Consider the following 21,898-nt stretch of genomic DNA (forward strand, 5'->3'; position numbering starts at 1 on the left):
TATTCTGTGCTAGGCGGCGGATTTAACGGCTTTCTGTTTTCGGCTATGTGCCATGGCACCTTCGCGTACCCATGCTCCATCTTCCCAAGCCTTGCGTTTGGCATGCACGCGTTCGTAATTACAGATGCCTTCGCCTTTAATGACTTGATAAAACTCTTCCCAGTCGATTTCACCAAAGCGGTAGTGCCCTAGCTCCTCATCCCATTTCAGTTCTGGATCTGGAATAGTCATACCGAGGGCTTCCACTTGCGGTACTGTGTTATCAACAAATTTTTGGCGTAGCTCATCGTTGCTAAATCTTTTAATTTTCCATGCCATACTTTGTGCACTGTGTGGGGAGTCACTGTCGTTCGGGCCGAACATCATCAGAACAGGCCACCAGAAACGGTTAATGGCATCTTGTAACATGGCTTTTTGTTCATCAGAGCCGTTCGCCAGTACAGTGACAGCTTCGTAACCTTGACGTTGATGAAAACTCTCTTCTTTACAGATTTTCACCATCGCTCGTGCATAGGGGCCATATGAGGCTCGGCAGAGGGCAACTTGGTTAACAATGGCAGCACCATCAACCAACCAGCCAATCACACCTACATCGGCCCAAGTTAGGGTGGGGTAGTTAAAAATAGACGAATATTTCATTTTGCCATCGAGCATCTTTTGATAGATGTCTTGGCGAGTGCATCCTAATGTTTCGGCTGCGCTATAAAGGTAGAGGCCATGACCTGCTTCATCTTGGATTTTTGCTAACAAGATAGCTTTACGTCTCAATGTGGGTGCGCGAGTTAACCAGTTTGCTTCTGGCAGCATGCCGATAACTTCCGAGTGTGCATGTTGTCCAACTTGGCGGATCAGGTTTTGCCTATAGGCATCGGGCATCCAATCTTTTGGCTCAATATTAATGTCGGCTTCGATTTTGGCCTCGAAGTTTGCCTGATTTTGCTCATTCATTGTTTTCTTCCAAATGATTCGTATTAAATTAAATAAAAATAAAAATGAATCACAATATTTAACATTAATGCTAGGAATCGTTAACAATAAAATCAATCTCATTTATTCTTCTTTTGCGATTGGCTTCACAATCAATTTAAGTTTATTGATTTAAATCATAGATTTAATTTTATGTAAATTAGTGTGGTTTTTATTTGTTAGTAGCTAATGGATAAGTTTTGTTCTTAATTTGTTAAATTGAGGTTGGCATTCGCTGCCCATATTGTGATACATATTTATTTAATATTTGTGTTTGTTGTTTTTTATTTTGGAGAGATGCCATGCAGCAATTAACAAGTTATATAACGGGGAAGTGGTTATATGGTGAAGGTGAAGGCCGCAAAATTTATCATGCATTGACTGGGCAGGCGTTATATGAGGTTACCACTGCGGGTTTACCTCTGGTTGATTGTCTTGATTACGGTCGGAAAAAAGGCGGGGATGCTTTATCCGCCATGACTTTCCAGCAGCGCGGCCAAATGTTAAAAGCCGTCGCTAAATATTTGCTAGAGCATAAAGCGTCTCTTTATGAAATATCAGCACAAACAGGGGCGACTAAATCAGATAGTTGGGTTGATATTGAAGGTGGGATCGCGACACTCTTCTCTTTTGCAGGGCTTGCAAATCGCGAGTTGCCAGATGATACGATTTGGCCCGAAGATGAGATGATCCCGCTATCGAAACAAGGCCAATTTATTGCTCGCCATATTTTAACTTCCCGCCATGGTGTGGCATTACATATCAATGCATTTAACTTCCCTTGTTGGGGAATGCTAGAAAAATTGGCACCAACGTGGCTAGCGGGGATGCCTGCGATTATTAAACCTGCGACGGCTTCCGCTCAAGTTACTCAAGCAATGGTGCGCCTGATCGTTGAAAGTGGGTTAGTGCCTGAAGGTGCTATTCAGCTAATCTGCGGGGGGATCGGTGATATGTTTGAATATCTCGATTTTGAGGATGTGGTGACCTTTACTGGCTCGGCAGCAACAGGGCAAAAATTAAAATCTCACCCTCGATTACGTGAAAAGTCGACCCCATTCACCATGGAAGCAGACTCCCTTAACTGCGCAATACTTGGGGTTGATGTTACTCCAGAACAACCTGAATTTTCTTTATTTATTAAAGAAGTGACCCGTGAAATGACGGTGAAAGCAGGGCAAAAATGTACGGCAATCCGTCGTATCATTGTGCCGAAGCCCCAGTTAGAAACAGTTAAACAGGCATTATTAAAACGCTTATCGGGTATCACTGTCGGTGACCCTGCCGTTGAAGGCGTGCGCATGGGGGCTTTAATCAATCAAGAGCAGCGTGATGATGTTCATGAAAAGGTTATGTATTTACAGCAAAACGGTTGTGAAATCCTGTGTGGAGGGGATCTTCAAGAGCTGAATGTGATGGGTGCCGATAGCCAAAAAGGGGCATTCTATCCGCCTACCTTGCTCTATTGCGCCGACCCTTATACCAATCAGGCCGTCCATGAAACGGAGGCATTTGGGCCGGTTGCAACATTGATTGGCTATGAGACGAGTGATCAAGCGGTTGAGTTGGCCATTATGGGAGGAGGGAGCCTTGCGGGTACATTAGTAACGGCAGACACCTCAGTAGCGCAAGATGTTATCCGTAGAAGTGCACGGGCACATGGTCGAATGTTGATTCTGAATGAAGCCTCAGCGGCAGAATCAACGGGGCATGGCTCACCATTACCACTATTAGTGCATGGTGGCCCGGGTCGCGCGGGTGGTGGCGAGGAGCTAGGCGGATTGAGGGCAGTTAAACACTATATGCAGCGAACGGCTATTCAAGGTAGTCCTTCTATGCTGACTGCCGTCACCAAGCAGTGGATCCGTGGTGCAGATGTAGTGACGGATCAAGTGCATCCGTTTAGGAAGTATTTTGAGGATTTAGTCATTGGCGATACCTTATTGACGGCAAGACGCACGGTGTCGGAAGCAGACTTAGTCAACTTCGCTTGTTTAAGTGGTGACCATTTCTATGCACATATGGATAAAATTGGCGCTGCGCAATCATTATTTGGTGAGCGAGTGGCTCATGGCTACTTTGTTGTATCAGCAGCGGCTGGTTTATTTGTTGATGCGGCAGTCGGTCCTGTGATCGCCAACTATGGTATGGAAAACTTACGTTTCATTGAGCCTGTAAAAATTGGTGATACCATCCAAGTGCGTTTAACTTGCAAGAAAAAGATTAAAAAAGCACAAAAAACGGCAGAAGATAAGCCAAATGGCGTAGTTGAATGGGATGTTCAAGTCTTCAATCAAAATAATGTTGCCGTTGCCTTATACAGTATTCTGACGCTTGTTGAGCGCCGTGAAGGGGATTTTTAGCGGCTGAACGGATACGGGGATGATTCGCCCGTATTCAATAGCAGGTTGCGGTGAGGCTAGCCGCTGTCCAGCCTCTTATCAGCAGTCAGAAATTAATTGTGAATAAAGTGCGCTTGGTTCAGTTGGCTAAGCGCATGATTGACGGCAAAGATCTCCCCTCGGACTTCAGGAACACCAAAGGATTTTAGCCGCGCACTGTGCTTTTGTAAGTAAGCTTGAGCTTGCTCTTCTGACGCAAACAGGTAAATACCTCCAGCCTTTTGTGTCGATGGGTTCTCCGTCCAAATTTTCCAGATAAAGCCAGGTTCATCATTGATAGACTCGGCTAATGTTTTCATTGCATCAGCCATCTGCTCTCCCCAAGGGCCTTGATAAGGGAAATCGACCTGTAAAATCACCTGCATAACGACTCCGATTTTTGCTTGTTCTATGGATGAGTAGTAGACAGTATAATCCCTAATTGAAATTATTACTTTGATAATTAATGGTGTTTTACGCTATCGCTTTTTCCTGCTTCAAAAGCGGCTAATGTGGCTAAACGTGCTTGTTTATGGTCAACAATTGGTGCGGGATAATCTAAAGTAACGTGGTTAGCCTCTGCCCACTCATGCGGTGTGTGAATATATTTATCGGGTACGGATTGTAATTCTGGAAGCCACTGGCGAATAAATGCACCCTGAGGGTCAAATTTTTTACCCTGAGTGGTTGGATTAAAAATACGAAACCAAGGTTGTGCATCAGTACCTGTCGAAGCAGACCACTGCCAGCCTCCATTGTTTGCCGCGAGTGTGCCATCAATTAATTGCTGCATAAAATATTGTTCGCCGAGTCGCCAATCAATCAGTAAATCTTTCACTAAAAAACTCGCAGTGATCATTCTTAAGCGATTATGCATCCAACCTGTGGTATTGAGTTGTCGCATTGCAGCATCAACGATGGGGTATCCCGTTTGCCCAAGCTGCCACGCTTTAAAGTCAGCATCGGAGCTATTCCACTGAATGTGGTTGGTCCATTCAATAAAAGGCTGGTGGCGGCATAAGCGTGGAAAAGCGACGAGTAGATGATGGTAAAACTCTCGCCAAATTAATTCATTAAGCCATGTGAATGCCCCGCTATCTGGGGAATCAAAAAGCGGTGGATACTCAGCGAGCAGGCGATTTAAACATTGCCGTGGTGAGAGTACCCCAATTGCCAAATATGGGGATAACAGGCTAGTACCCTCAATTGAGGGAATATCGCGATGCTGTTGGTAATGCTGCACTTTTAGGCGACAAAATTGCCTGAGTTGCTGGCGTGCTGCTGATTCACCCGCTGGGAAATGTGGCGCAATATCGACGGCGTGATGCGCAAACAAGGGGAGTGATAGGTCATCGATAGCAAGTGCTTCCCCTCGTGGTTGAGGTGCTGGTAAGGAACGAAAATCGGTGGTCACTAATTGGCTAATAAAGGCTCGACGAAACGGAGTGTACACTTGGTACATTTCGCCTTTCTGATTTGTGACGGATTTTGGTGGTAATAGTAAGGCATCATCAAAAGCATGTACTCGGAAAGCGCGTTGTGGGTGATGAATCAACCATTCGTCTCGCCTATGCTCATTGAGTTCATATTGATGATTGAAATATAGGTGGTCAACTTGCTGCTGTTGAGCAAAATCCAGTACCCATTGTGCGGCACTTAAAAAATCGGGGGTTGTTTGGCAAAACAGAGGGATGCTTAATTTGGCCAGCGAGTCACGAAGCGCAATGAGATTTTGATGCAAAAAGGTGATTTGCCGAGAGGAGAGGTGATGTGCTCGCCATTGTTCTGGTGTAGCCGTAAACACGGCGAGCACTTTAGCATCAGGATCAGCACAAGCAGATGACAGCGCTTTATTATCGGTGACACGAAGGTCATTACGAAACCAGACTAGGTGACAAGCCTGTTTTTTCGCCATCTTCTGCTCCTTTGCCTTACATCAGGTTTAATCCAATTTAGGGTGCTGATTAATTAATGACTGACGCTTTTTCTCTAGCTCAGCGATCTGTTGTTCAATATCTTCAACTTTCTGTTCAATATTGTCATAGTGCTCGCTTAAGATCTCTTTCGCCTCTGCTCTATCAGATGCCGCAGGCGTTGCCCCTCTTAATGGTTTGTTTGCGGTCTCTGGCATAGTAATACCAGTATAGAGGCCAATTAAGGCGATAACCATTAAATAAAAGGCGGGCATATACAGATTATTGGTTGATTCAACTAACCATGCTGCTACTGTCGGTGTGGCACCGGCAATCAAAACTGAAATATTAAAGGCGATTGCGAGGGCGCTATAACGAATGTGCGTTGGGAAAATAGCCGGTAAAATTGATGCCATCACCCCTGTAAAACAGTTCAGTAGCACAGCTAAAATAAGCAAACCAACAAAAATCAAGCCAACAGAGCCGCTATCAATGAGCATAAAGGCAGGATAGGCTAACACTATCAGACCTAAACTCCCCGCAATAACGAATGGGCGGCGACCAATTTTATCGCTGGTTAAACCAATAATTGGTTGGACAAAGAGCATACCAATCATAATGGCAATGATGATCAGCACACCATGGTCAGCAGAATAGTTTAGGTTATGCGACAGGTAACTTGGCATATAAGTCAGCAACATGTAGTAAGTCACGTTTGTTGCGATAACTAAACCAACGCAGATCATCAAACTTTTCCAATATTTAGAAACGACCTCACGGAAAGAGACTTTCGGTGGATTTTGAATATTGGCTTTATCTTGTTTTTCGAGCGTTTCAATGTGTTGTTGGAATGCTGGGGTCTCTTCAAGTGCATGGCGTAAATACAGGCCAATGATACCTAAAGGCAGTGCAAGGAAGAAAGGGATCCTCCAGCCCCATTCGTGGAAGTTTTCTTCACCAACAATACTTGAAATGAGTACTACAACACCGGCACCTAGCACGAAACCTGCGATAGAGCCAAAGTCTAACCAACTTCCCATAAAACCACGTTTACGGTCAGGTGAGTATTCGGCAACAAAGATAGCTGCACCTGAATACTCTCCACCCACGGAGAAGCCTTGGGCGAGTTTTGCTAACAATAGTAGGATAGGCGCCCAGATACCAATAGTCTCATATGAAGGGATCAAACCGATACTGAAGGTACTGATCGACATAATGATAATGGTGACGGCTAAGACTTTTTGTCGGCCATACTTATCCCCTAGGATACCGAAGACGACACCGCCGAGCGGTCGAACTAAGAAAGGAACAGAGAAAGTGGCTAGAGCGGCGATCATCTGTACGCTCGGTGATGCGCCAGGGAAGAAAACTTGACCGAGTACATAGGCTAAGAAACCGTATACCCCAAAGTCAAACCACTCCATCGCATTACCCAGCGACGCCGCAGTGATGGCTTTTTTTAATTTTCCATCATCAATGATAGTAATATCATTAATATTTAAAGGCTTTTCTTTTTTCTTTTTGAACTTCATGGAACCATCCTTTTATCTGAATTTCGAAACGTAATGAATTGCATTCATGATCTGTGTGGTCCATATCTCTATATCTTGCTCGCGCCAGATAAAAACAGAGATCGTTATATTAGAATAGTCGTTATCTGTAGAATGCATCAATATTTTATTTATCACTGGCAAAGATCATCAATATGACGAGTGTTTCATATCGAATTTGCTAAGACGACTTGGGGAAAATCACCGCTAACAATTGCGCAGAGAAGAGCAGGGAATAGAGAAGTGTTGTGAGCTAGTTTGTTGTTGTGCATTTTGTAAAAAAAGCAAAATGAGAACCTTTATGTGACTTAAACAGGTCATCAATAATACAATAATATCGATTAAATGTAAAATGTCGGTTATTTATGCTGATTTTAGTGGCTTTATTAATTTTTTAACCTTGCTAAAAATACTTAATTGGTTTTTATACTTAGTGTGTTGTTTTTTAATAAAAAATTGCGATGTGTTTAATGCTTAATAATATGATGCTTATCTTAAATTTTTTACAAGAGGGGGAGTTATGCAGCAGCGCACAAAAATATCGCGTTTGACCTATTGGTAAACCATACCATTTATCCGATGGAGGGTATGGAATTTGAGTTATGTATCGATAGCTATTTTTGAGTCTTATTTCTGGTTTGAATTTCGTGAATATTTCTATTTTGATGCCAGCTTCTTGCACTTCAATCACCAATTTAAATATTCTGGCACCTTAACCAATACAATTATTTATCTTATTTTTACTCCTCTAGGATAATCAACAAATTACTTATCATTATCGATATTATTTATTAAATACTCTTATTATGACTGGTTATTAAATAATTGTTAATATTATTGTTTTTTGATATTTCAGCGCACAATGAATATTTAATTTATGCTGTATCTAGATTCTTCTTTTGATATTAGTGGAGGATTGTTCTGTTCTTAATAGCTATTTGTTTTCCTCGGTAGGAACCGCAAATTTAATTCGTTACACTAAGTTTAAAGTGCGTAAATTGGTTTAATAATGATGATGTATTACAGAGAAAATAGATTTGATGCTCTGTGAATATTTTAACCTAATCTGACTGGAAAGAGTGCCATTATGAAAAAACAGACAGTTGCATCCTATGTCGCGAAAGTCCTAGATAATGCTGGTGTGAAGCGCATCTGGGGCGTTACGGGTGATTCACTCAATGGGCTGAGTGATAGCTTACGCCGTCTTGGCACAATCGAATGGTTAGGCACCCGTCACGAAGAAGTTGCAGCATTTGCCGCAGGTGCAGAAGCGCAAATGACGGGTAAGCTAGCCGTTTGCGCAGGCTCTTGTGGTCCGGGTAATATGCACCTAATCAATGGGTTGTATGATTGCCATCGTAATCGCGTGCCTGTATTAGCAATTGCTGCACATATCCCTTCTAGTGAAATCGGTAGTAACTACTTTCAAGAAACGCACCCAACAGAGCTATTTCGCGAATGTAGTCATTATTGCGAACTGATCTCTAACCCTGAGCAGCTTCCTCAAGTGCTTGGGATTGCGATGCGTAAAGCGATTCTAGAAAAAGGTGTCTCTGTCATTGTACTGCCAGGAGATATTGCGTTACGTGAAGCACCGGAAACAGCAAATGATACATGGTATCAGCCGCAAGCTCCGTTGATCATGCCTCAGCCTGCTGAAATTGCGAAGTTAGCGGACGCACTAAACCAAGCACAAAATATCACCCTATTTTGTGGGGCAGGCTGTGCTGGTGCACACGATGAAGTGATTAAGCTGGCGGAAACATTAAAAGCGCCAGTCGTGCATGCACTACGCGGTAAAGAGCACATTGAGTGGGATAACCCATATAGCGTTGGTATGACGGGGCTGATTGGTTTTTCATCCGGCTACCATGCAATGATGAATGCCGATACGGTGGTGTTACTGGGTACTCAGTTCCCATACCGCCCATTCTATCCTCAAGGGGCTAAGATTATTCAAATCGATATTAATGCAGGTAGCTTAGGCTCCCATTGCCATATCGATATGGGCATGATTGGTGACATTAAAGCCACTTTGACCGCATTGCAACCGCACTTAGACGTGAAACAAGATAGGCACCACTTAGATAGCGCATTGAAACATTATACCGAAGCGCGTGAAGGTCTTGATGATTTAGCGAAACCGGGTAAAGACGGTGTGATCCACCCTCAATATTTAGCAAGCCGGATCAGTGCATTGGCGAATGATGACGCGGTATTTACCTGTGATGTGGGAACGCCAACGGTATGGGCGGCTCGTTACTTAAAAATGAATGGTAAACGCCGTTTGATTGGCTCGTTTAATCATGGGTCAATGGCAAATGCGATGCCGCAAGCGATGGGGATCCAATCTGTCGATAAACAACGCCAAGTTGTGACCATGAGTGGTGATGGCGGTTTTAGTATGTTGATGGGGGATCTGTTGTCACTGGCACAAATGAATTTACCTGTGAAAGTCATTGTTCTGAATAACGGCGTGTTAGGTTTTGTCGCTATGGAAATGAAAGTAGGTGGCTTCTTAACAGAAGGCACTGATCTCCATAACCCTAATTTTGCGGCAGTTGCCAATGCTGCTGGGATCAAAGGGATCCGCGTTGAGAAGAGTGAAGATGTGGATGCCGCATTGAAGGAAGCTTTCGCTCATGATGGCCCTGTTGTTGTTGATGTTGTCACAGCAAAACAAGAACTTTCTATGCCACCGACAATTAATTTGCAAGAAGCAAAAGGTTTTAGCCTATATATGCTCAAAGCCATTTTAAGTGGTCGTGGTGATGAAGTTGTTGAATTAGCGAAAACCAACTGGTTACGTTAATCGGTCATTTTGACTGATCTGCTTTGCCGAATTAGGCAATTTACGCAGCCAACCAATTAGGGTTGGCTGCTATCTGTATGAGGGAATTAATACCCCGCAGCCGATTGGCTACGCCATAAATGAGCGGCAACTAAGGCACGCCATGGCGAAAATGCCTCTAACCATTTTTCCGTCTCTTTTGCTGTAGGCTGGCTCTCTGCGCCAAGCAGAGACTGCAAATTGCGCCTCACGGCCACATCGCCATGTAACGAGCCATCGAGGTAGTTAAAACCGCGTAAAAGCGCATAATTTACCGTCCATGGGCCAATACCTTTAAGGCTGACTAATTGGTCGGTCAATATCGTGACATTATGGTTGCTGATAGGTTGTGATAGGTCGATTTGCTGACTTAACAGTGCGTGACAAAGCGCTCGTATGGCGATGATTTTACCAGTAGAAAACCCAGCTTGGCGTAGTGATTCATCAGTCACTTTTGACACCTGCTGTGCATCTGGAAAACACCAAATGCCCGATGAGTGTTTTGAACCAGTGGCTTGAATAAAGCGACGACGTATTGCAATCGCGGCTGTTACGCTGATTTGTTGGCCAATAATCGCCCACACTAATGCTTCAAATGGGCTTGAAGATTGATATATTCGTAAACCTTGTTGTTGCTTAATCAGCTTACCGATAATGGGATGTGATAAATATTCCGCTTCAAACTGTTCGACGGCTTGCCGTAAACCGAGCATATGTTTCCCTAGTTCAACAACATCGTATTCGCTGGGCCGATTTTTAGCGTTATCAATATCAAGGGTAATGTGTGCCTTGTCTTTATCAATCTCAATAAGTAATTGAGCTGGAGAGTGCGCCCACAATATACCTTTGCGCAATAAATTACCTTCAACAATTTCGGCAATATTATGTTGATCTCTTAAATGAAAGGCGAAAAAGTCATTCGTCTGATAATGGGGAGGTAGAGACAGCTGGGCGGTTATTTTTGGCATAGAGTAGGCCTTATCGGGATTATTATTTTTATGGACAAAAAAATATGAGGTTATTTTGATATTTTTCGTATTTTTGCTTTGATAAATTTTTAATTCAAAGGTGATATTTTAATCGAAAAGCGTTAGATTTATATAAAATAAATTTTCCATTTAAGTTAACTATTTGCATTGAGGTTAAACTAAAAAGCAAGGAGCTAGCCATGAACCAATCTGAAGAACATCTCTCCTCAAGTAAAATTAATGAGGGTTCAGATCAAAAAACGGATTGCCCATCAGTAACGGTTGAAAATGAGCCTCTTTCTTCTGAACCCGTCGGTTTTGGGGGATGGCTACTAATCCCTATGTTAGGATTATTTCTTACGCTAATTATCACTCCTTATACTTTATTGAAAGACCTTCCAGAGCAGCTAGAAGGTTTGGAGAAGATGACTGATCCTACGTCATTATCATTTATTCCAATGGCTAGGGAGTTCATATATTTTAACTTACTCTCGAGTGCATTGATTTATGGCTTATTGTTATTCGTATGTTATCTCTTTATTTATAAGAAAAAATTGGCGATTAAAGTCATTATTCTCTTTTACGCGAGTGACTTCATACTATCCATAGCAAGTGTCGTTTTATTGAGTTCATTATTCTCAATATCAGCAGAGGATGAAGATATTGTAGATATTGTCGGTAGTGGGATACGCCTCTTTATTTGGGGCTTATATTTCTTAGTTTCTGTCAGGGTAAAAAATACGTTTGTTAATTAAGTAATAGCGATACTGAATATCGCAAATGTGAGGGTGCATGATTTACTGTAAAAGAGTCTATGATGCCGTTTCGTCTGAAGATGGATACCGTGTATTGGTTGATAGGTTATGGCCAAGAGGGATAAAAAAAGTCGCGCTCGATTATGATGAATGGAATAAAGACGTTGCGCCATCCAATGAGTTACGTAAATGGTTTCATCAACATCCTGACCAATTCAATAAATTTGTTGAAGACTATCATCAAGAATTAAGTCATCATTCAGCGGCTTGGATGCCTCTTGTAGAGAAAGCGAAGCTAGGCAATCTCACCTTGCTGTATAGTGCTAAAGATAAGGTGCATAATCAGGCACACGTATTGAAAGCATATTTAGAACGCTGTATTAAGTCACAAGAATAAGGTTATTAATCAGATGGATGTCAACACACCCGCAGTCTTAACGGGCCCTCAAAAAACACCACTACAAGGCATTAGAGGATGGCTTATTTTACCTATGCTGGGTCTGTTTTATATGCTTTATCAGACTATCATCATGATGTACTTAGATATCCTGCAAGTTAAATCAGCTTGGCACCTTGTGACGAATGAGCAATCTGATTTTTATGTCGATGGGTTTTCAAACGCTTTTTATATGCTACAAATGGCCCAAGGTATATTGATAGTTTTGTTGGCGTGGAACGTTATCGCAGCCTTCAAAGGCCTAAAAATCGCGAAACCTTTATTTATTATCTCGATGCTATTTTATACCGTGATGGTTGTTGTTTCGCGCTTTGTTTTCCCAAATATTTTTGGTATTGAAATTGAGTATAGCTACATTATTAATGTGGTAAATAGCTGTTTCTACTGCTTTATCTGGATCCCCTATGTTTTGATGTCAGATAGAGTCAAGCAGACGTTTATTCACTAGTCGCTCGTTGGCTGCCAGTAGGCAGCCAATGGCATAAAAAGGTTAATTTGCCAGCACTAATTCATTGGTCATCCCACATTGTTCAACAAAAGTCTCATCATGCGACACCAAAAAAAGCGTGCCTTTGTAGTCGCTGAGTAATCCTTCCAATAGTGTTTTTGAATCTAAATCAAGGTGGTTATCAGGTTCATCCAGTAACAATATCGCAGGGGGGGTTGGGCTATGGGTTAGCGCTAATAGCGTCGCTTTTAGTTGTTCACCACCGCTAAGTTGGCTAAGTGGTTGGAGTGACTTATCCCCTCGGATCCTGAGCATGCCCAATTGGGTGCGCCATTGTTCAACGGTAAATGCAGGTTGATAGCGTTGTAGCGCTTCCGCGACGGGGAGGGTTTTATCCAATAAATTGAGATGTTGATCGAGATAACAAAATGCAGGGTTAATTCGGTATTCTCCGGATACCGCAGTAATCATCCCCGCAAGGTTTTTTAACAATGTTGATTTACCGCTGCCATTACGGCCTTTAATGTGCCAATGTTCTCCTGTATAGGCAGTGAAAGAAACAGGCTCCGTGTAGCCATAAGGCAGTTGTAGCTGAGAGGCAAAAATCGTGACCTTACGACCATCTGGCTGGTAATTTAACGTCATTTTCTGTTGTTTATTATGGATCTGTTTGTCTTGTACGTCCTGTAATTGGCCTTGTAAATCGTTCATAACACGCTGATGGCGTTCAGCCACGTTAGATTGTCTTTTTTGCGCACGATTGGTTTGCATATCCAGTAGCAATAAGGACTGAGAGCCACTATAACGAACTTTTTCGCCTTGTTTGCGTCGTTGCTCTGCTTTTTGCAACGTGGCGTGTTGTTGGCGTTTTTCTTGGCGGATTTGGTTGTCTAGCCGTTCGGTTTTGGCCTCAATGGCTGCCATAGCAAAATGTTTTTGTTCTTCATAAAGGGCATAGTTGCCGCCATATTCATGTAGCCCTTTATCGGTTAACTCAAAAATCATTTGCATATGAGCCAGTAAAGCTCGGTTATGAGTAATAACCAAAGAGCCTGCTTTATGTTCTGCCAATTTATTGCTTAGCCACTGGCGACCCTCATGGTCAAGGTGGTTATCGGGTTCATCTAATAACAGAAAATGGTCTTTATGTAAGAAGGCTCGACATAATGCAAGACGAGTTCGCTCACCACCACTTAAGTGATTAATTGGAGCATCTATCATCACGGGTAATTTGGCTGAGTCCAATAAGCTCTGCCAAATGGCAGGTAAATGCCATTTATCTTCCAATAGCTCTAAGTCCTCCATAGTCGCATTACCCGAATCGACTCTTGTAAATGCATCGACCAAGGGGCTAACACCTAAAGCGTCTGCGATGGTATCTCCTTCTAAGCGTGTGAGCTGGTCAACGTGCATAAAAGGCATCGCCCAACTAACGTAGCCTGAGGTTGGTTGCATTTGTTGAGCAAGTAGCCGCATTAATACAGACTTTCCTTTGCCATTGTTGCCAATTAACGCATTTTTTTGGCATATCAAGGAGCCATTTAAGGGGGGAAAAAGCGCTGTTTGGTGAAATTCGATATTAAATTGTGAAAAATGACAAGCAACAGTCATGTGTACCTCCTGAGAGCAGGGGGCAGACAACAGCGTGCTATCTTTCAAGAAATGAGACGATTGATGACCATTGTCTGCCAAAAACAGAAAAAGAAATACCGTGTTGGGTATCTGTAAGCATTTTCTGGCAGATCTCAAATCATCGTCGGGGAATACCTTTAGCTAGGTGGAAGAAAGAGTGATTTGATTATTTAATCAAACTCTATGCGTTTAGGCAACTGATAAAGTAGTAGGTATTGTGCTCTATGGGTCAGTATAAATTCCAAAAGAAAAGCCAGCCGATGATAAACCGACTGGCTTTTGGTGCATTGCCAACGAGATTTTTACAACTAAACTGTGGCTGGTTGAGCGACGTTCACATGCTCTGCCAACCATTGTGCGATGCGCTGTTTTTCACTTTCGTTCAGCCACATGCCCAATTTGGTACGACGCCAGATAGCGTCATCTAATTCAGTAACCCACTCATGTTCGACTAAGTAACGTAGCTCTGCTTCATAGACGTTATGACCGAATGCTTCGCCAAGATCGCTGAGTGAGTTAGCGCCTTCGAGGATCAACTTGCTTTGACTACCGTATGTTCTTGCAAAACGTAGAGCAAGGCCTTCTGGTAGCCAATTGTAACGTTGACGTAGTAAGCGTGCATAACCATCACGATCACAACCTTCAATATCACCACCAGGCAGCACACCATTTTTAGTCCATGCTGCACCTGCATTTGGGTAGTAAGGCGCAAGTTTACCGACAGCCGCTTCTGCGAGTTTACGATAAGTGGTTAATTTACCGCCGAAAACAGACAGCAGCGGTGCTTTGCCATTTTCATCGTGAATATCGAGTGTGTAGTCACGTGTAATGGCTTGTGGTGAATCAGACTCATCGTCACATAATGGACGAACCCCTGAGTAATCCCAAACAATATCCGCTTTGCTCAACTGTTTTTTGAAATGATCGTTATAGACTTTTAGTAAGTAGTTCACTTCATTGTCATCAATACGAACATTTTTTGGATCGCCTTTGTATTCGACATCGGTGGTGCCGATAATGGAAAATTCATCCATCCAAGGGATCACAAACACAATACGGTTGTCTTCATTTTGTAAAATATAAGCTTGTGGCTCATCATGAGCGCGAGGCACAACAATATGGCTACCTTTGATAAGACGAATGCCATAAGGTGATTTGAGTTTCAAACCATCGTCAAAGAACTCTTTTACCCATGGGCCAGTAGCGTTAACTAAACCTTTCGCCTTCCAAGTTTCTTTTTCACCAGTGCGCAGGTCTTCTGCTTCAACCACCCATAAGCCATCTTCACGATAGGCTCGAGTGACTTTTGTACGTGTACGAACCTCACCATTTTTACGTACCACTTCTTGAGCGTTTAATACAACCAAACGCGCATCATCGACCCAACAGTCTGAATATTCGAAACCTTTGTTAAGTTCTGGCTTAAGGACGGAATTTTGACCAAATTTTAACCCTTTACTGCCGGGCAAGCTGGTACGTTTACCCAAGTGATCATACAGGAATAAGCCAATACGGATCATCCAAGCTGGGCGTAAGTGAGGTTGGTGCGGCAGACGGAAGCGCATTGGAAACGCAATGTGTGGCGCAAGTTTTAATAACACCTCGCGTTCAGCAAGTGCTTCACTCACAAGGCGAAATTCATAATGCTCAAGATAACGTAAACCACCGTGGATCAGTTTTGAACTCGCAGATGATGTCGCACTTGCTAAGTCTTGAGCTTCAAGCAGCAATACAGATAATCCACGGCCAGCGGCATCTGCCGCGATACCAGCGCCGTTTATACCGCCGCCGATTACAATCAAGTCTTTAGTTTCCATGCATCCCCCTGAGATGTTCGAAACGTTTTCTATAATGTTCGTTTTCGCTCATTTGATTGTAATCAAAATCGATTAATATGCCAACTGTTAACCAACAAAAAACAACAACTCGTGATAAAGGTAACAAATTATTTTCAATAACCACACATATACTGTGACTATTTTTACAAAGTGAAAATGTTCGAACATTAACGAAAGAATGTCATTGAGAGCGTTATCGAGAGGGTTAACGAAAAGGTTAAGTTTGGTAGGAAAGGAAAGATGGTAGCCGATACTACCATCTAGATTAAAGTATTAGCACAGCTCGAGCTGTACATTGTGCTGTTCAATCACTTTTTGAATGCTTTCAGGTGGTAGCTTGTCGGTAAATAAATGATCGATCAGATTCATATTGCCGAGGTTGACCATGGCATTACGACCAAATTTTGAGTGGTCAGTGACTAGCATCACACAACGTGAGTTTTCGATAATTGCGCGTTTGGTGCGCACTTCGTGATAATCAAACTCAAGTAGTGAACCATCCATATCAATGCCGCTGATCCCTAAGATACCGTAATCCAGCCTAAATTGTGAGATAAAATCCAGAGTTGCCTCACCAACAATGCCGCCATCGCGTGAGCGTACTTCGCCACCCGCGAGGATCAAGCGGAAGTCTTCTTTTGGCATTAGCAGTGTGGCGACGTTTAGGTTGTTGGTCACGACCCGTAGATTTTTATGATTCACCAGTGCATGAGCCACGGCTTCAGGGGTTGTACCGATATCGATAAATAAGGTTGCACCATCAGGGATCTGGCTGGCAACGCGTTGAGCAATGCGAGCTTTTTCATTTGACCACATGATTTTACGGTCGTGATAGGCCGCATTAACCGAGCTAGAAGGCAGGGCTGCACCACCATGGTGGCGCTGGATCCTATTTTGTTCTGCGAGGTCGTTGAGGTCACGACGGATCGTCTGAGGGCTAACCTCGAAATGCTCAACAAGCTCTTCAGTGCTCACATAGCCCTGAAGGCGAACGAGTTCGATGATTGCATCATGTCTCTGGGTCTGTTTCACGGTGTTAGCCTCTAACTAAATATGTATGTTCTATCTGGAGCGATGGGATGTAAAAGTATGTCGATTATCCCATATTCCCATCAATAATCCGATAATTAACCCCGATATATGTGAGGCATTTGCGATATCAGGACCTAAAATTTCTAAGTTACCTAACACGAGCCAAACAACAACTAGAATGATTAACCCTCTCGGAGCACTGACCTCTTTTTCGGGTTGACGTTCACCCATTAGCCAAACGTAGCTGATCAGCGCGTAGACAACCCCAGATAGTCCACCAAAATTAGATGCACTATACAGCGATTGCCCCCAATTACAGAATAAGGCAGATACTAAAAAGATCGTTAGTAATTTACCGGAGCCTAGCCTACGTTCAACTTGGCTAGCTAAATACCACCACAAAACGAGGTTAAAAATGAGCTGAGATAGGGAAAATTGAACGAATGCAGGGCTAAACCACCGCCAAAGTTCAAATTGCTGCCCTTCCCGTGGCCATGCAAGATAACGTAGCACATCAAGGTGCTGGGTTATGGCTAACCAAAAATAAACGCCAGCACAGATCAGTATGACGGCGATGGTTAAAGGACCTGATTGTGCTTTGAGATTAGCCAAGGTCAAAGTGTTGCGATATTTAAACGCGGTTTGGGTGTTACCTATTTTCCAGCTTGCTTCGGTATAACGGGGGTTTGATGGATCTTGCAAAAAAAGGTTAAGCTCTTGCTGTACTTTTGCGAGATATTGCTCATCTTGAAGCCAAAGCTCTATTTGCTGCTGCTCTGGAACAGGATGGACTTTTAATTCGATATGTTGGCTTGCCATATAATCGACAAAAGCCTGGGCCATTCTGGGATTTGTGAATGAAACAACATGGATCATGAATGGATTTTCTCGCTTAGAGAGCCGTAACGGCTTGTGGATATTCCCTCAACCAAGCCTCAAAACCACCATTGATACTGTAGACGGATTCGAAGCCAATATTAATTAAGTACTGTGCAGCTCCTTGGCTGCTATGACCGTGATAACACATCACCATGATGGTCTGCTCATAGTCTGTTTGTGCTAAAAATGCGCTCAGTGTTTCATTGGTCAAATGATAGGCGCCACTTGCGTGTCCCGCACGGAAGCTTTGTGGGTCACGAACATCCACTAATATCGCGGTGCCATCAACCCAATGTTGGTATGCCTGTGCAGGCGTTAGCGTCTCAAATTGTTCCATAAAATACCGAATTATAAAGGTGATGAAATAATAAAAGACACCCGCAATAAGATACGGGCGCCGTCAGATTAGCAAGTTTAGGTGAACAATTAGTAGAACGAATGCTCACCACGTTGGTGCTCAGTAAGATCTTTAACACCTTTTAGCTCGCCTTCAAACATTTTGAGAAGTTCTTTTTCAATCCCTTCTTTTAATGTGACATCGACCATTGAACAGCCGTTACAACCGCCACCAAACTGTAAAATAGCAAAGCCGTCATCAGTGATCTCCATCAGTGAGACACGACCGCCATGGCTTGCAAGTTGTGGGTTAATTTGTGATTGTAAAACATACTCAACACGTTCGATAAGAGGTGCGTCATCAGAGACTTTGCGCATTTTTGCGTTAGGCGCTTTGAGCGTCAGTTGTGAACCCAACTGATCTGTCACGAAATCAATTTCTGCGTCTTCTAAGAATGGTGCGCTGATCTCATCAACATAAGCGGATAGGCGCTCAAATTTCAATTCTTGGTCTGTTGCTTCAACAGCGTCCGGTGGGCAGTAGGAAACGCCACATTCAGCAGAAGGTGTGCCTGGGTTGATGACAAACACGCGAATTTGGGTGCCTGGCTCTTGGTTTTCCAGTAATTTGGCAAAATGAGCCTGTGCTGCTTCAGTAATATTAATCATAATCATTTGCTCAATAATAGTTGACCGCTTTAGTTGGTTATAATACGCCCATTTGCCCCATTCCTACAAGGTGCGACAGAGTGACCAAGCCTGTACTGTCTCTACACCCGCACAAATCAGCAATTGTGCCGCGGCTTGCATCGTCGCGCCTGTCGTCAGCACATCATCAAAAATAGCGACGTGCTGCCCTATGACAGGGGTTGTTAGGGTAAATGCGCCATTAAGATTGCTGTGGCGGTGTTTACGTTTTAATGTTATCTGAGCCAGTGTATCACGAGTGCGCAATAATGAATTTCGCGAATAGGCAATATTTAACCACTTGGCTAAATATTCACCGATAAAAGCAATGTGGTCAAATTCACGTAACCATAGCCGCTTAGGGTGTGAAGGGATTGTCAAAAGCCTATCAGGCTTAGGCCAAAGCTGCTGGCGATAACCATTAAGCCAATGTAATGCGTACACTTTAGCAAGCGTGAAAGCTAATTGAGGCTGTGGGTTAAACTTATAACGATGGATTAATTTACGTAAAGGGGCTTGATAGGGGCTAACAGCGATTAACCGATGCCACGCAGGCGGCTGAATTAAGCAGCGACCACATAGGATGTGGCCTTGTTCGGCTGGTAGTGCGCACCGATGGCAGACATTTGACATGGTTGGGATGCGCTTTATGCAGAACGCACAAATCCCGTGATCTACTAATTTTAATGGCTGCTGGCATAGCCAACAGGCACCTTGCATTGTTAGCATAAGCATATTCCTGTGAAAAAAGAGAGTGTAACCATGACGCAGTTGTACTGGGAGACAATCGGTGAAGGTTCTCAAGATCTTGTGTTGCTGCACGGATGGGGGCTGAATGCCGAAGTGTGGCGTTCCATTATTCCGCGAATCTCACCGCATTTTCGTTTGCATTTAGTTGACATGCCTGGCTATGGTCGTAGCCAAGGGTTTGATGCGATGAATTTAGCCGCGATGGCTGATACTTTATGGCAGCAGGCGCCTAAAGAGGCTATTTGGCTCGGGTGGTCACTGGGGGGATTAATCGCCAGTCATATTGCACTTAGCCATCCTCAGCAGGTAAAAGGATTGATTACGGTCGCTTCATCACCTTGTTTTCAAGCCCATGAGGGGAGCTGGCCAGGGATAAAATCAACGGTGCTACTTGGGTTTGAACAGCAACTATCGACAGATTTTCAGCGCACAGTCGAACGTTTTTTAGCATTGCAAACGTTAGGCACTGAAAGCGCTCGTCAAGATGCTAAATTGCTAAAATCTGTGGTGCTCGAGCAGCCTATGCCAAAAGTGGAAATTCTAAATGCAGGGCTAGAAATTTTACGTATTACAGATTTACGTGAGGAGCTTAAAGCTCTCACCGTGCCATTTTTACGTCTTTATGGTTACTTAGATGGTTTGGTGCCACGTAAAGTCGCGACATTACTTGATGAACGTTATCCTAATTCACCTTCTGTTGTGATGCGCCATAGCGCCCATGCACCCTTCATTTCCCATCCAGATGAATTTTGTGAATATTTACTGGACTTTCTGGCACGATTGGAAGAGTGACCTATTAGCTCAGTGGCAATAAGCCACTGAGTAAAATGATAAAACTAACGTTGCTGGGTAGGCGAAAATAGGGCATAAGGGGGAGCTGGTGCGTTGTGCTGCCCAGAAAGATGTGCGTCATGGAGCGCTAAAGGGGATTTATCCCCTAGAAATAGTTCGCCATAAGATGGAGGAACGGCAGAGCTGGTAGAGCCAACCGTGTCTTCTGCCATCAACGCCTCGGGTGGGGCGGAAGGCTCAAAAGGGAGTGGTGGCGCGGACGGCGCAAAAAGGTTTGCACGATGGGTTGCCGTTTGTTCTTGGTCGGCGGCGGGTGGTCGGTGGTAATAAAACTTTTTGTATTTCAATGTTTCGGTAGAATAGCCATTTTCAAGGTTATAAGCCGTAGCTTTGCTAATCAGCGTCGTAAGAAAGGCGTCAATACTATAGAATTTTTCAACACCGACATTAGGGTCAAAGAGGGTGAAAGTTGTGACATCATCCGCTGGATTTTTACGGATATAGGCCGCTAATGTATCTTTACCGGCAAAAATTTGTATCCCTGTCTCTTTATTGCCTGTTTCAGCCTGCCGGGCGTCTTCACGTAACCCTAGTTTAATTTCAACAGGCGTTTTTATTTGAAAAAAATAGCTAAGCTCAGTTTCACTCGCTGTGATAAATCCATTTTTTGCCATAAATTGGTCATATTGCTTTAACTTGGGGGCAACGCATTTGTTCCGCAGCGGTATTAAAGCAGGCCTCTATTAGGCTTTTATCGGATTTGGTAATGAGTTTTGATAAATTATTGGGGTATCTGCTGAGTAATTTTTTAAATAAAACCTTATTTAATGAGGGGTCGAGCTCATCAACGTTTTTAAGTGCTTTATTTTTCAGTGCATTAAAATATTGTTCAGCTAATTGATGAACGCTGTCACTATATTTTTTGAAATGTTGGCTGCTTTCAATATCTGCTTTTTGGTGGGGTGTGAGTGATTGTTTGACGCCTAAGCCTCGGCGATCAATTTTGCTAGAGCTGGCATGATAGTCTTGATAGCGTTTAATCACATCTAAGGGTTTTTGGATATCAAGTACTTTTTTGATACTTGTTGTGAGTAATTCATGGGAGATATCGGTTTTATTTGAAGTTAAGTGAGTACGATTAAGATAATCTTGCGCTCGCGATAACAAGCTGATGTAACTGTTACCACTATTTTTCACTGAGGTAACGAGGAAATAAGCGGTAAGGCCTTTGGTTAAATTATATTTCACTTCTGATGGGATTGCTTGATAGCCGAATTGACGAAGGTAATTAAGCGTATTATTTAAAAATAGGCTTTTATCAAATCTTGTCATACATACTTCCTCTTTTAACCTGAATGAAGTCATGTATTTTAGTGAGTAATTTGATTAAAACTTTAAAAAAGAGACATTGTCGAGGTCGCGTAAGTCACTCACAGAGCGGGGGTGACTTTATTTTATATAAAGGGTGTGAGCAATTACTGCTTTCGGGGCATCCTTTACAGCTTGTTCCGGTTAAACAGGCTGTTATATCGACTTTTTCGATTTTGTTCATTGCGACTAATTTATCGAGCATCGCTTGGATAAGTGATTTAGGGGCATGGAGTCGTTGGCTGAGTAAGTCGAGGTCAGCTTGCCCATACAGTGCAATTAAATCCCTGATTTGTAACAAGCTGACCATCGTTAT

Annotated in this window: 21 protein-coding genes; 6 read left to right on the plus strand and 15 right to left on the minus strand. The window is 43.2% G+C overall.

Annotated features, from left to right (window positions below):
- Positions 1-9: 9 nt before the first annotated feature.
- Positions 10-948, minus strand: a complete 939-nt coding sequence (paaA, locus tag PR699_RS12830; RefSeq protein WP_036944051.1) for a 1,2-phenylacetyl-CoA epoxidase subunit PaaA — start codon at positions 946-948, stop codon at positions 10-12.
- 320 nt (positions 949-1,268) lie between these two features.
- On the opposite strand from paaA, the gene paaZ reads away from it, so the two are divergent.
- Positions 1,269-3,329, plus strand: coding sequence for a phenylacetic acid degradation bifunctional protein PaaZ (gene paaZ / locus PR699_RS12835; RefSeq protein WP_014657029.1), 2,061 nt, complete (start codon positions 1,269-1,271; stop codon positions 3,327-3,329).
- 92 nt (positions 3,330-3,421) lie between these two features.
- Here the strand turns inward: paaZ and PR699_RS12840 are convergent, their stop codons facing one another.
- The 3 genes from PR699_RS12840 to proP form a co-directional block, all read right to left on the minus strand.
- Positions 3,422-3,733: a monooxygenase gene (locus tag PR699_RS12840; RefSeq protein WP_014657028.1), complete on the minus strand. Its 312-nt coding sequence runs from the start codon at positions 3,731-3,733 to the stop codon at positions 3,422-3,424.
- A 77-nt stretch (positions 3,734-3,810) separates the two neighbouring features.
- Complete coding sequence (phrB, locus tag PR699_RS12845; protein WP_014657027.1) at positions 3,811-5,262, minus strand: deoxyribodipyrimidine photo-lyase; 1,452 nt, start codon at positions 5,260-5,262, stop codon at positions 3,811-3,813.
- A gap of 27 nt (positions 5,263-5,289) precedes the next feature.
- Entirely contained in the window at positions 5,290-6,792 is a 1,503-nt protein-coding gene (gene proP, locus PR699_RS12850; RefSeq protein WP_004923504.1) for a glycine betaine/L-proline transporter ProP, read from the minus strand.
- Between the two features lie 1,105 nt (positions 6,793-7,897).
- On the opposite strand from proP, the gene poxB reads away from it, so the two are divergent.
- Positions 7,898-9,622 (plus strand): ubiquinone-dependent pyruvate dehydrogenase, encoded by a 1,725-nt coding sequence (gene poxB / locus PR699_RS12855; RefSeq protein ID WP_004923516.1) that lies wholly within the window; start codon positions 7,898-7,900, stop codon positions 9,620-9,622.
- A gap of 86 nt (positions 9,623-9,708) precedes the next feature.
- On the opposite strand, the gene PR699_RS12860 is transcribed toward poxB, so the two are convergent.
- On the minus strand, positions 9,709-10,608 hold the full coding sequence (locus PR699_RS12860) for a DNA-3-methyladenine glycosylase (RefSeq protein ID WP_004923520.1): 900 nt from the start codon (positions 10,606-10,608) through the stop codon (positions 9,709-9,711).
- Between the two features lie 200 nt (positions 10,609-10,808).
- On the opposite strand from PR699_RS12860, the gene PR699_RS12865 reads away from it, so the two are divergent.
- From PR699_RS12865 to PR699_RS12875, 3 genes are read left to right on the plus strand one after another with little or no spacing between them, the layout of a single operon-like run.
- Positions 10,809-11,363, plus strand: a complete 555-nt coding sequence (locus PR699_RS12865; RefSeq protein WP_004923523.1) for a DUF2569 family protein — start codon at positions 10,809-10,811, stop codon at positions 11,361-11,363.
- 37 nt (positions 11,364-11,400) lie between these two features.
- The gene (locus tag PR699_RS12870; protein ID WP_014657025.1) at positions 11,401-11,760 is read left to right on the plus strand and encodes a DUF488 domain-containing protein; all 360 of its coding nucleotides are present in this window, start codon (positions 11,401-11,403) and stop codon (positions 11,758-11,760) included.
- A gap of 13 nt (positions 11,761-11,773) precedes the next feature.
- The gene (locus tag PR699_RS12875; protein ID WP_014657024.1) at positions 11,774-12,268 is read left to right on the plus strand and encodes a DUF2569 family protein; all 495 of its coding nucleotides are present in this window, start codon (positions 11,774-11,776) and stop codon (positions 12,266-12,268) included.
- A 42-nt stretch (positions 12,269-12,310) separates the two neighbouring features.
- On the opposite strand, the gene PR699_RS12880 is transcribed toward PR699_RS12875, so the two are convergent.
- From PR699_RS12880 to PR699_RS12910, 7 genes are all read right to left on the minus strand, one after another.
- Entirely contained in the window at positions 12,311-13,879 is a 1,569-nt protein-coding gene (locus PR699_RS12880; protein WP_014657023.1) for an ATP-binding cassette domain-containing protein, read from the minus strand.
- Positions 13,880-14,208: 329 nt separating this feature from the next.
- Positions 14,209-15,717: a glycerol-3-phosphate dehydrogenase gene (gene glpD, locus PR699_RS12885; RefSeq protein WP_004923536.1), complete on the minus strand. Its 1,509-nt coding sequence runs from the start codon at positions 15,715-15,717 to the stop codon at positions 14,209-14,211.
- A gap of 294 nt (positions 15,718-16,011) precedes the next feature.
- The gene (locus tag PR699_RS12890) at positions 16,012-16,770 is read right to left on the minus strand and encodes a DeoR/GlpR family transcriptional regulator (protein ID WP_004923543.1); all 759 of its coding nucleotides are present in this window, start codon (positions 16,768-16,770) and stop codon (positions 16,012-16,014) included.
- A 30-nt stretch (positions 16,771-16,800) separates the two neighbouring features.
- Entirely contained in the window at positions 16,801-17,646 is an 846-nt protein-coding gene (glpG, locus tag PR699_RS12895) for a rhomboid family intramembrane serine protease GlpG (protein WP_014657022.1), read from the minus strand.
- Positions 17,647-17,662: 16 nt separating this feature from the next.
- The gene (glpE, locus tag PR699_RS12900; protein WP_004923549.1) at positions 17,663-17,986 is read right to left on the minus strand and encodes a thiosulfate sulfurtransferase GlpE; all 324 of its coding nucleotides are present in this window, start codon (positions 17,984-17,986) and stop codon (positions 17,663-17,665) included.
- Between the two features lie 89 nt (positions 17,987-18,075).
- A complete protein-coding gene (gene nfuA / locus PR699_RS12905; RefSeq protein ID WP_014657021.1) occupies positions 18,076-18,654 on the minus strand; it encodes a Fe-S biogenesis protein NfuA in 579 nt (192 codons plus the stop codon).
- Between the two features lie 63 nt (positions 18,655-18,717).
- Positions 18,718-19,401, minus strand: a complete 684-nt coding sequence (locus tag PR699_RS12910; RefSeq protein WP_014657020.1) for a hypothetical protein — start codon at positions 19,399-19,401, stop codon at positions 18,718-18,720.
- 33 nt (positions 19,402-19,434) lie between these two features.
- Here PR699_RS12910 and bioH point away from each other — a divergent pair, with 33 nt between their 5' ends.
- On the plus strand, positions 19,435-20,214 hold the full coding sequence (gene bioH, locus PR699_RS12915) for a pimeloyl-ACP methyl ester esterase BioH (RefSeq protein WP_004923560.1): 780 nt from the start codon (positions 19,435-19,437) through the stop codon (positions 20,212-20,214).
- Between the two features lie 44 nt (positions 20,215-20,258).
- Here the strand turns inward: bioH and PR699_RS12920 are convergent, their stop codons facing one another.
- The 3 genes from PR699_RS12920 to PR699_RS12930 form a co-directional block, all read right to left on the minus strand.
- Positions 20,259-20,888, minus strand: a complete 630-nt coding sequence (locus PR699_RS12920) for a hypothetical protein (RefSeq protein WP_014657019.1) — start codon at positions 20,886-20,888, stop codon at positions 20,259-20,261.
- Positions 20,889-20,895: 7 nt separating this feature from the next.
- Positions 20,896-21,546: a hypothetical protein gene (locus tag PR699_RS12925; RefSeq protein ID WP_014657018.1), complete on the minus strand. Its 651-nt coding sequence runs from the start codon at positions 21,544-21,546 to the stop codon at positions 20,896-20,898.
- 94 nt (positions 21,547-21,640) lie between these two features.
- Positions 21,641-21,892, minus strand: coding sequence for a FeoC-like transcriptional regulator (locus tag PR699_RS12930; RefSeq protein WP_014657017.1), 252 nt, complete (start codon positions 21,890-21,892; stop codon positions 21,641-21,643).
- Positions 21,893-21,898: the final 6 nt, after the last annotated feature.

The sequence above is a fragment of the Providencia sp. PROV268 genome, from assembly GCF_028477805.1.
In the GTDB taxonomy this organism is placed as follows: domain Bacteria; phylum Pseudomonadota; class Gammaproteobacteria; order Enterobacterales; family Enterobacteriaceae; genus Providencia; species Providencia stuartii.

Coding starts and splice junctions, on each gene's coding strand:
- PR699_RS12920 (WP_014657019.1), bottom strand. CDS start 20,888: ATGGCAAAAAATGGATTTATCACAGCGAGTGAAACTGAGCTTAGCTAT.
- paaA (WP_036944051.1), bottom strand. CDS start 948: ATGAATGAGCAAAATCAGGCAAACTTCGAGGCCAAAATCGAAGCCGAC.
- PR699_RS12930 (WP_014657017.1), bottom strand. CDS start 21,892: ATGGTCAGCTTGTTACAAATCAGGGATTTAATTGCACTGTATGGGCAA.
- PR699_RS12880 (WP_014657023.1), bottom strand. CDS start 13,879: ATGACTGTTGCTTGTCATTTTTCACAATTTAATATCGAATTTCACCAA.
- bioH (WP_004923560.1), top strand. CDS start 19,435: ATGACGCAGTTGTACTGGGAGACAATCGGTGAAGGTTCTCAAGATCTT.
- PR699_RS12910 (WP_014657020.1), bottom strand. CDS start 19,401: ATGCTAACAATGCAAGGTGCCTGTTGGCTATGCCAGCAGCCATTAAAA.
- glpD (WP_004923536.1), bottom strand. CDS start 15,717: ATGGAAACTAAAGACTTGATTGTAATCGGCGGCGGTATAAACGGCGCT.
- PR699_RS12875 (WP_014657024.1), top strand. CDS start 11,774: ATGGATGTCAACACACCCGCAGTCTTAACGGGCCCTCAAAAAACACCA.
- PR699_RS12865 (WP_004923523.1), top strand. CDS start 10,809: ATGAACCAATCTGAAGAACATCTCTCCTCAAGTAAAATTAATGAGGGT.
- proP (WP_004923504.1), bottom strand. CDS start 6,792: ATGAAGTTCAAAAAGAAAAAAGAAAAGCCTTTAAATATTAATGATATT.
- glpE (WP_004923549.1), bottom strand. CDS start 17,986: ATGGAACAATTTGAGACGCTAACGCCTGCACAGGCATACCAACATTGG.
- nfuA (WP_014657021.1), bottom strand. CDS start 18,654: ATGATTAATATTACTGAAGCAGCACAGGCTCATTTTGCCAAATTACTG.
- glpG (WP_014657022.1), bottom strand. CDS start 17,646: ATGATCCATGTTGTTTCATTCACAAATCCCAGAATGGCCCAGGCTTTT.
- PR699_RS12870 (WP_014657025.1), top strand. CDS start 11,401: ATGATTTACTGTAAAAGAGTCTATGATGCCGTTTCGTCTGAAGATGGA.
- paaZ (WP_014657029.1), top strand. CDS start 1,269: ATGCAGCAATTAACAAGTTATATAACGGGGAAGTGGTTATATGGTGAA.
- PR699_RS12840 (WP_014657028.1), bottom strand. CDS start 3,733: ATGCAGGTGATTTTACAGGTCGATTTCCCTTATCAAGGCCCTTGGGGA.
- PR699_RS12860 (WP_004923520.1), bottom strand. CDS start 10,608: ATGCCAAAAATAACCGCCCAGCTGTCTCTACCTCCCCATTATCAGACG.
- poxB (WP_004923516.1), top strand. CDS start 7,898: ATGAAAAAACAGACAGTTGCATCCTATGTCGCGAAAGTCCTAGATAAT.
- PR699_RS12925 (WP_014657018.1), bottom strand. CDS start 21,546: ATGACAAGATTTGATAAAAGCCTATTTTTAAATAATACGCTTAATTAC.
- phrB (WP_014657027.1), bottom strand. CDS start 5,262: ATGGCGAAAAAACAGGCTTGTCACCTAGTCTGGTTTCGTAATGACCTT.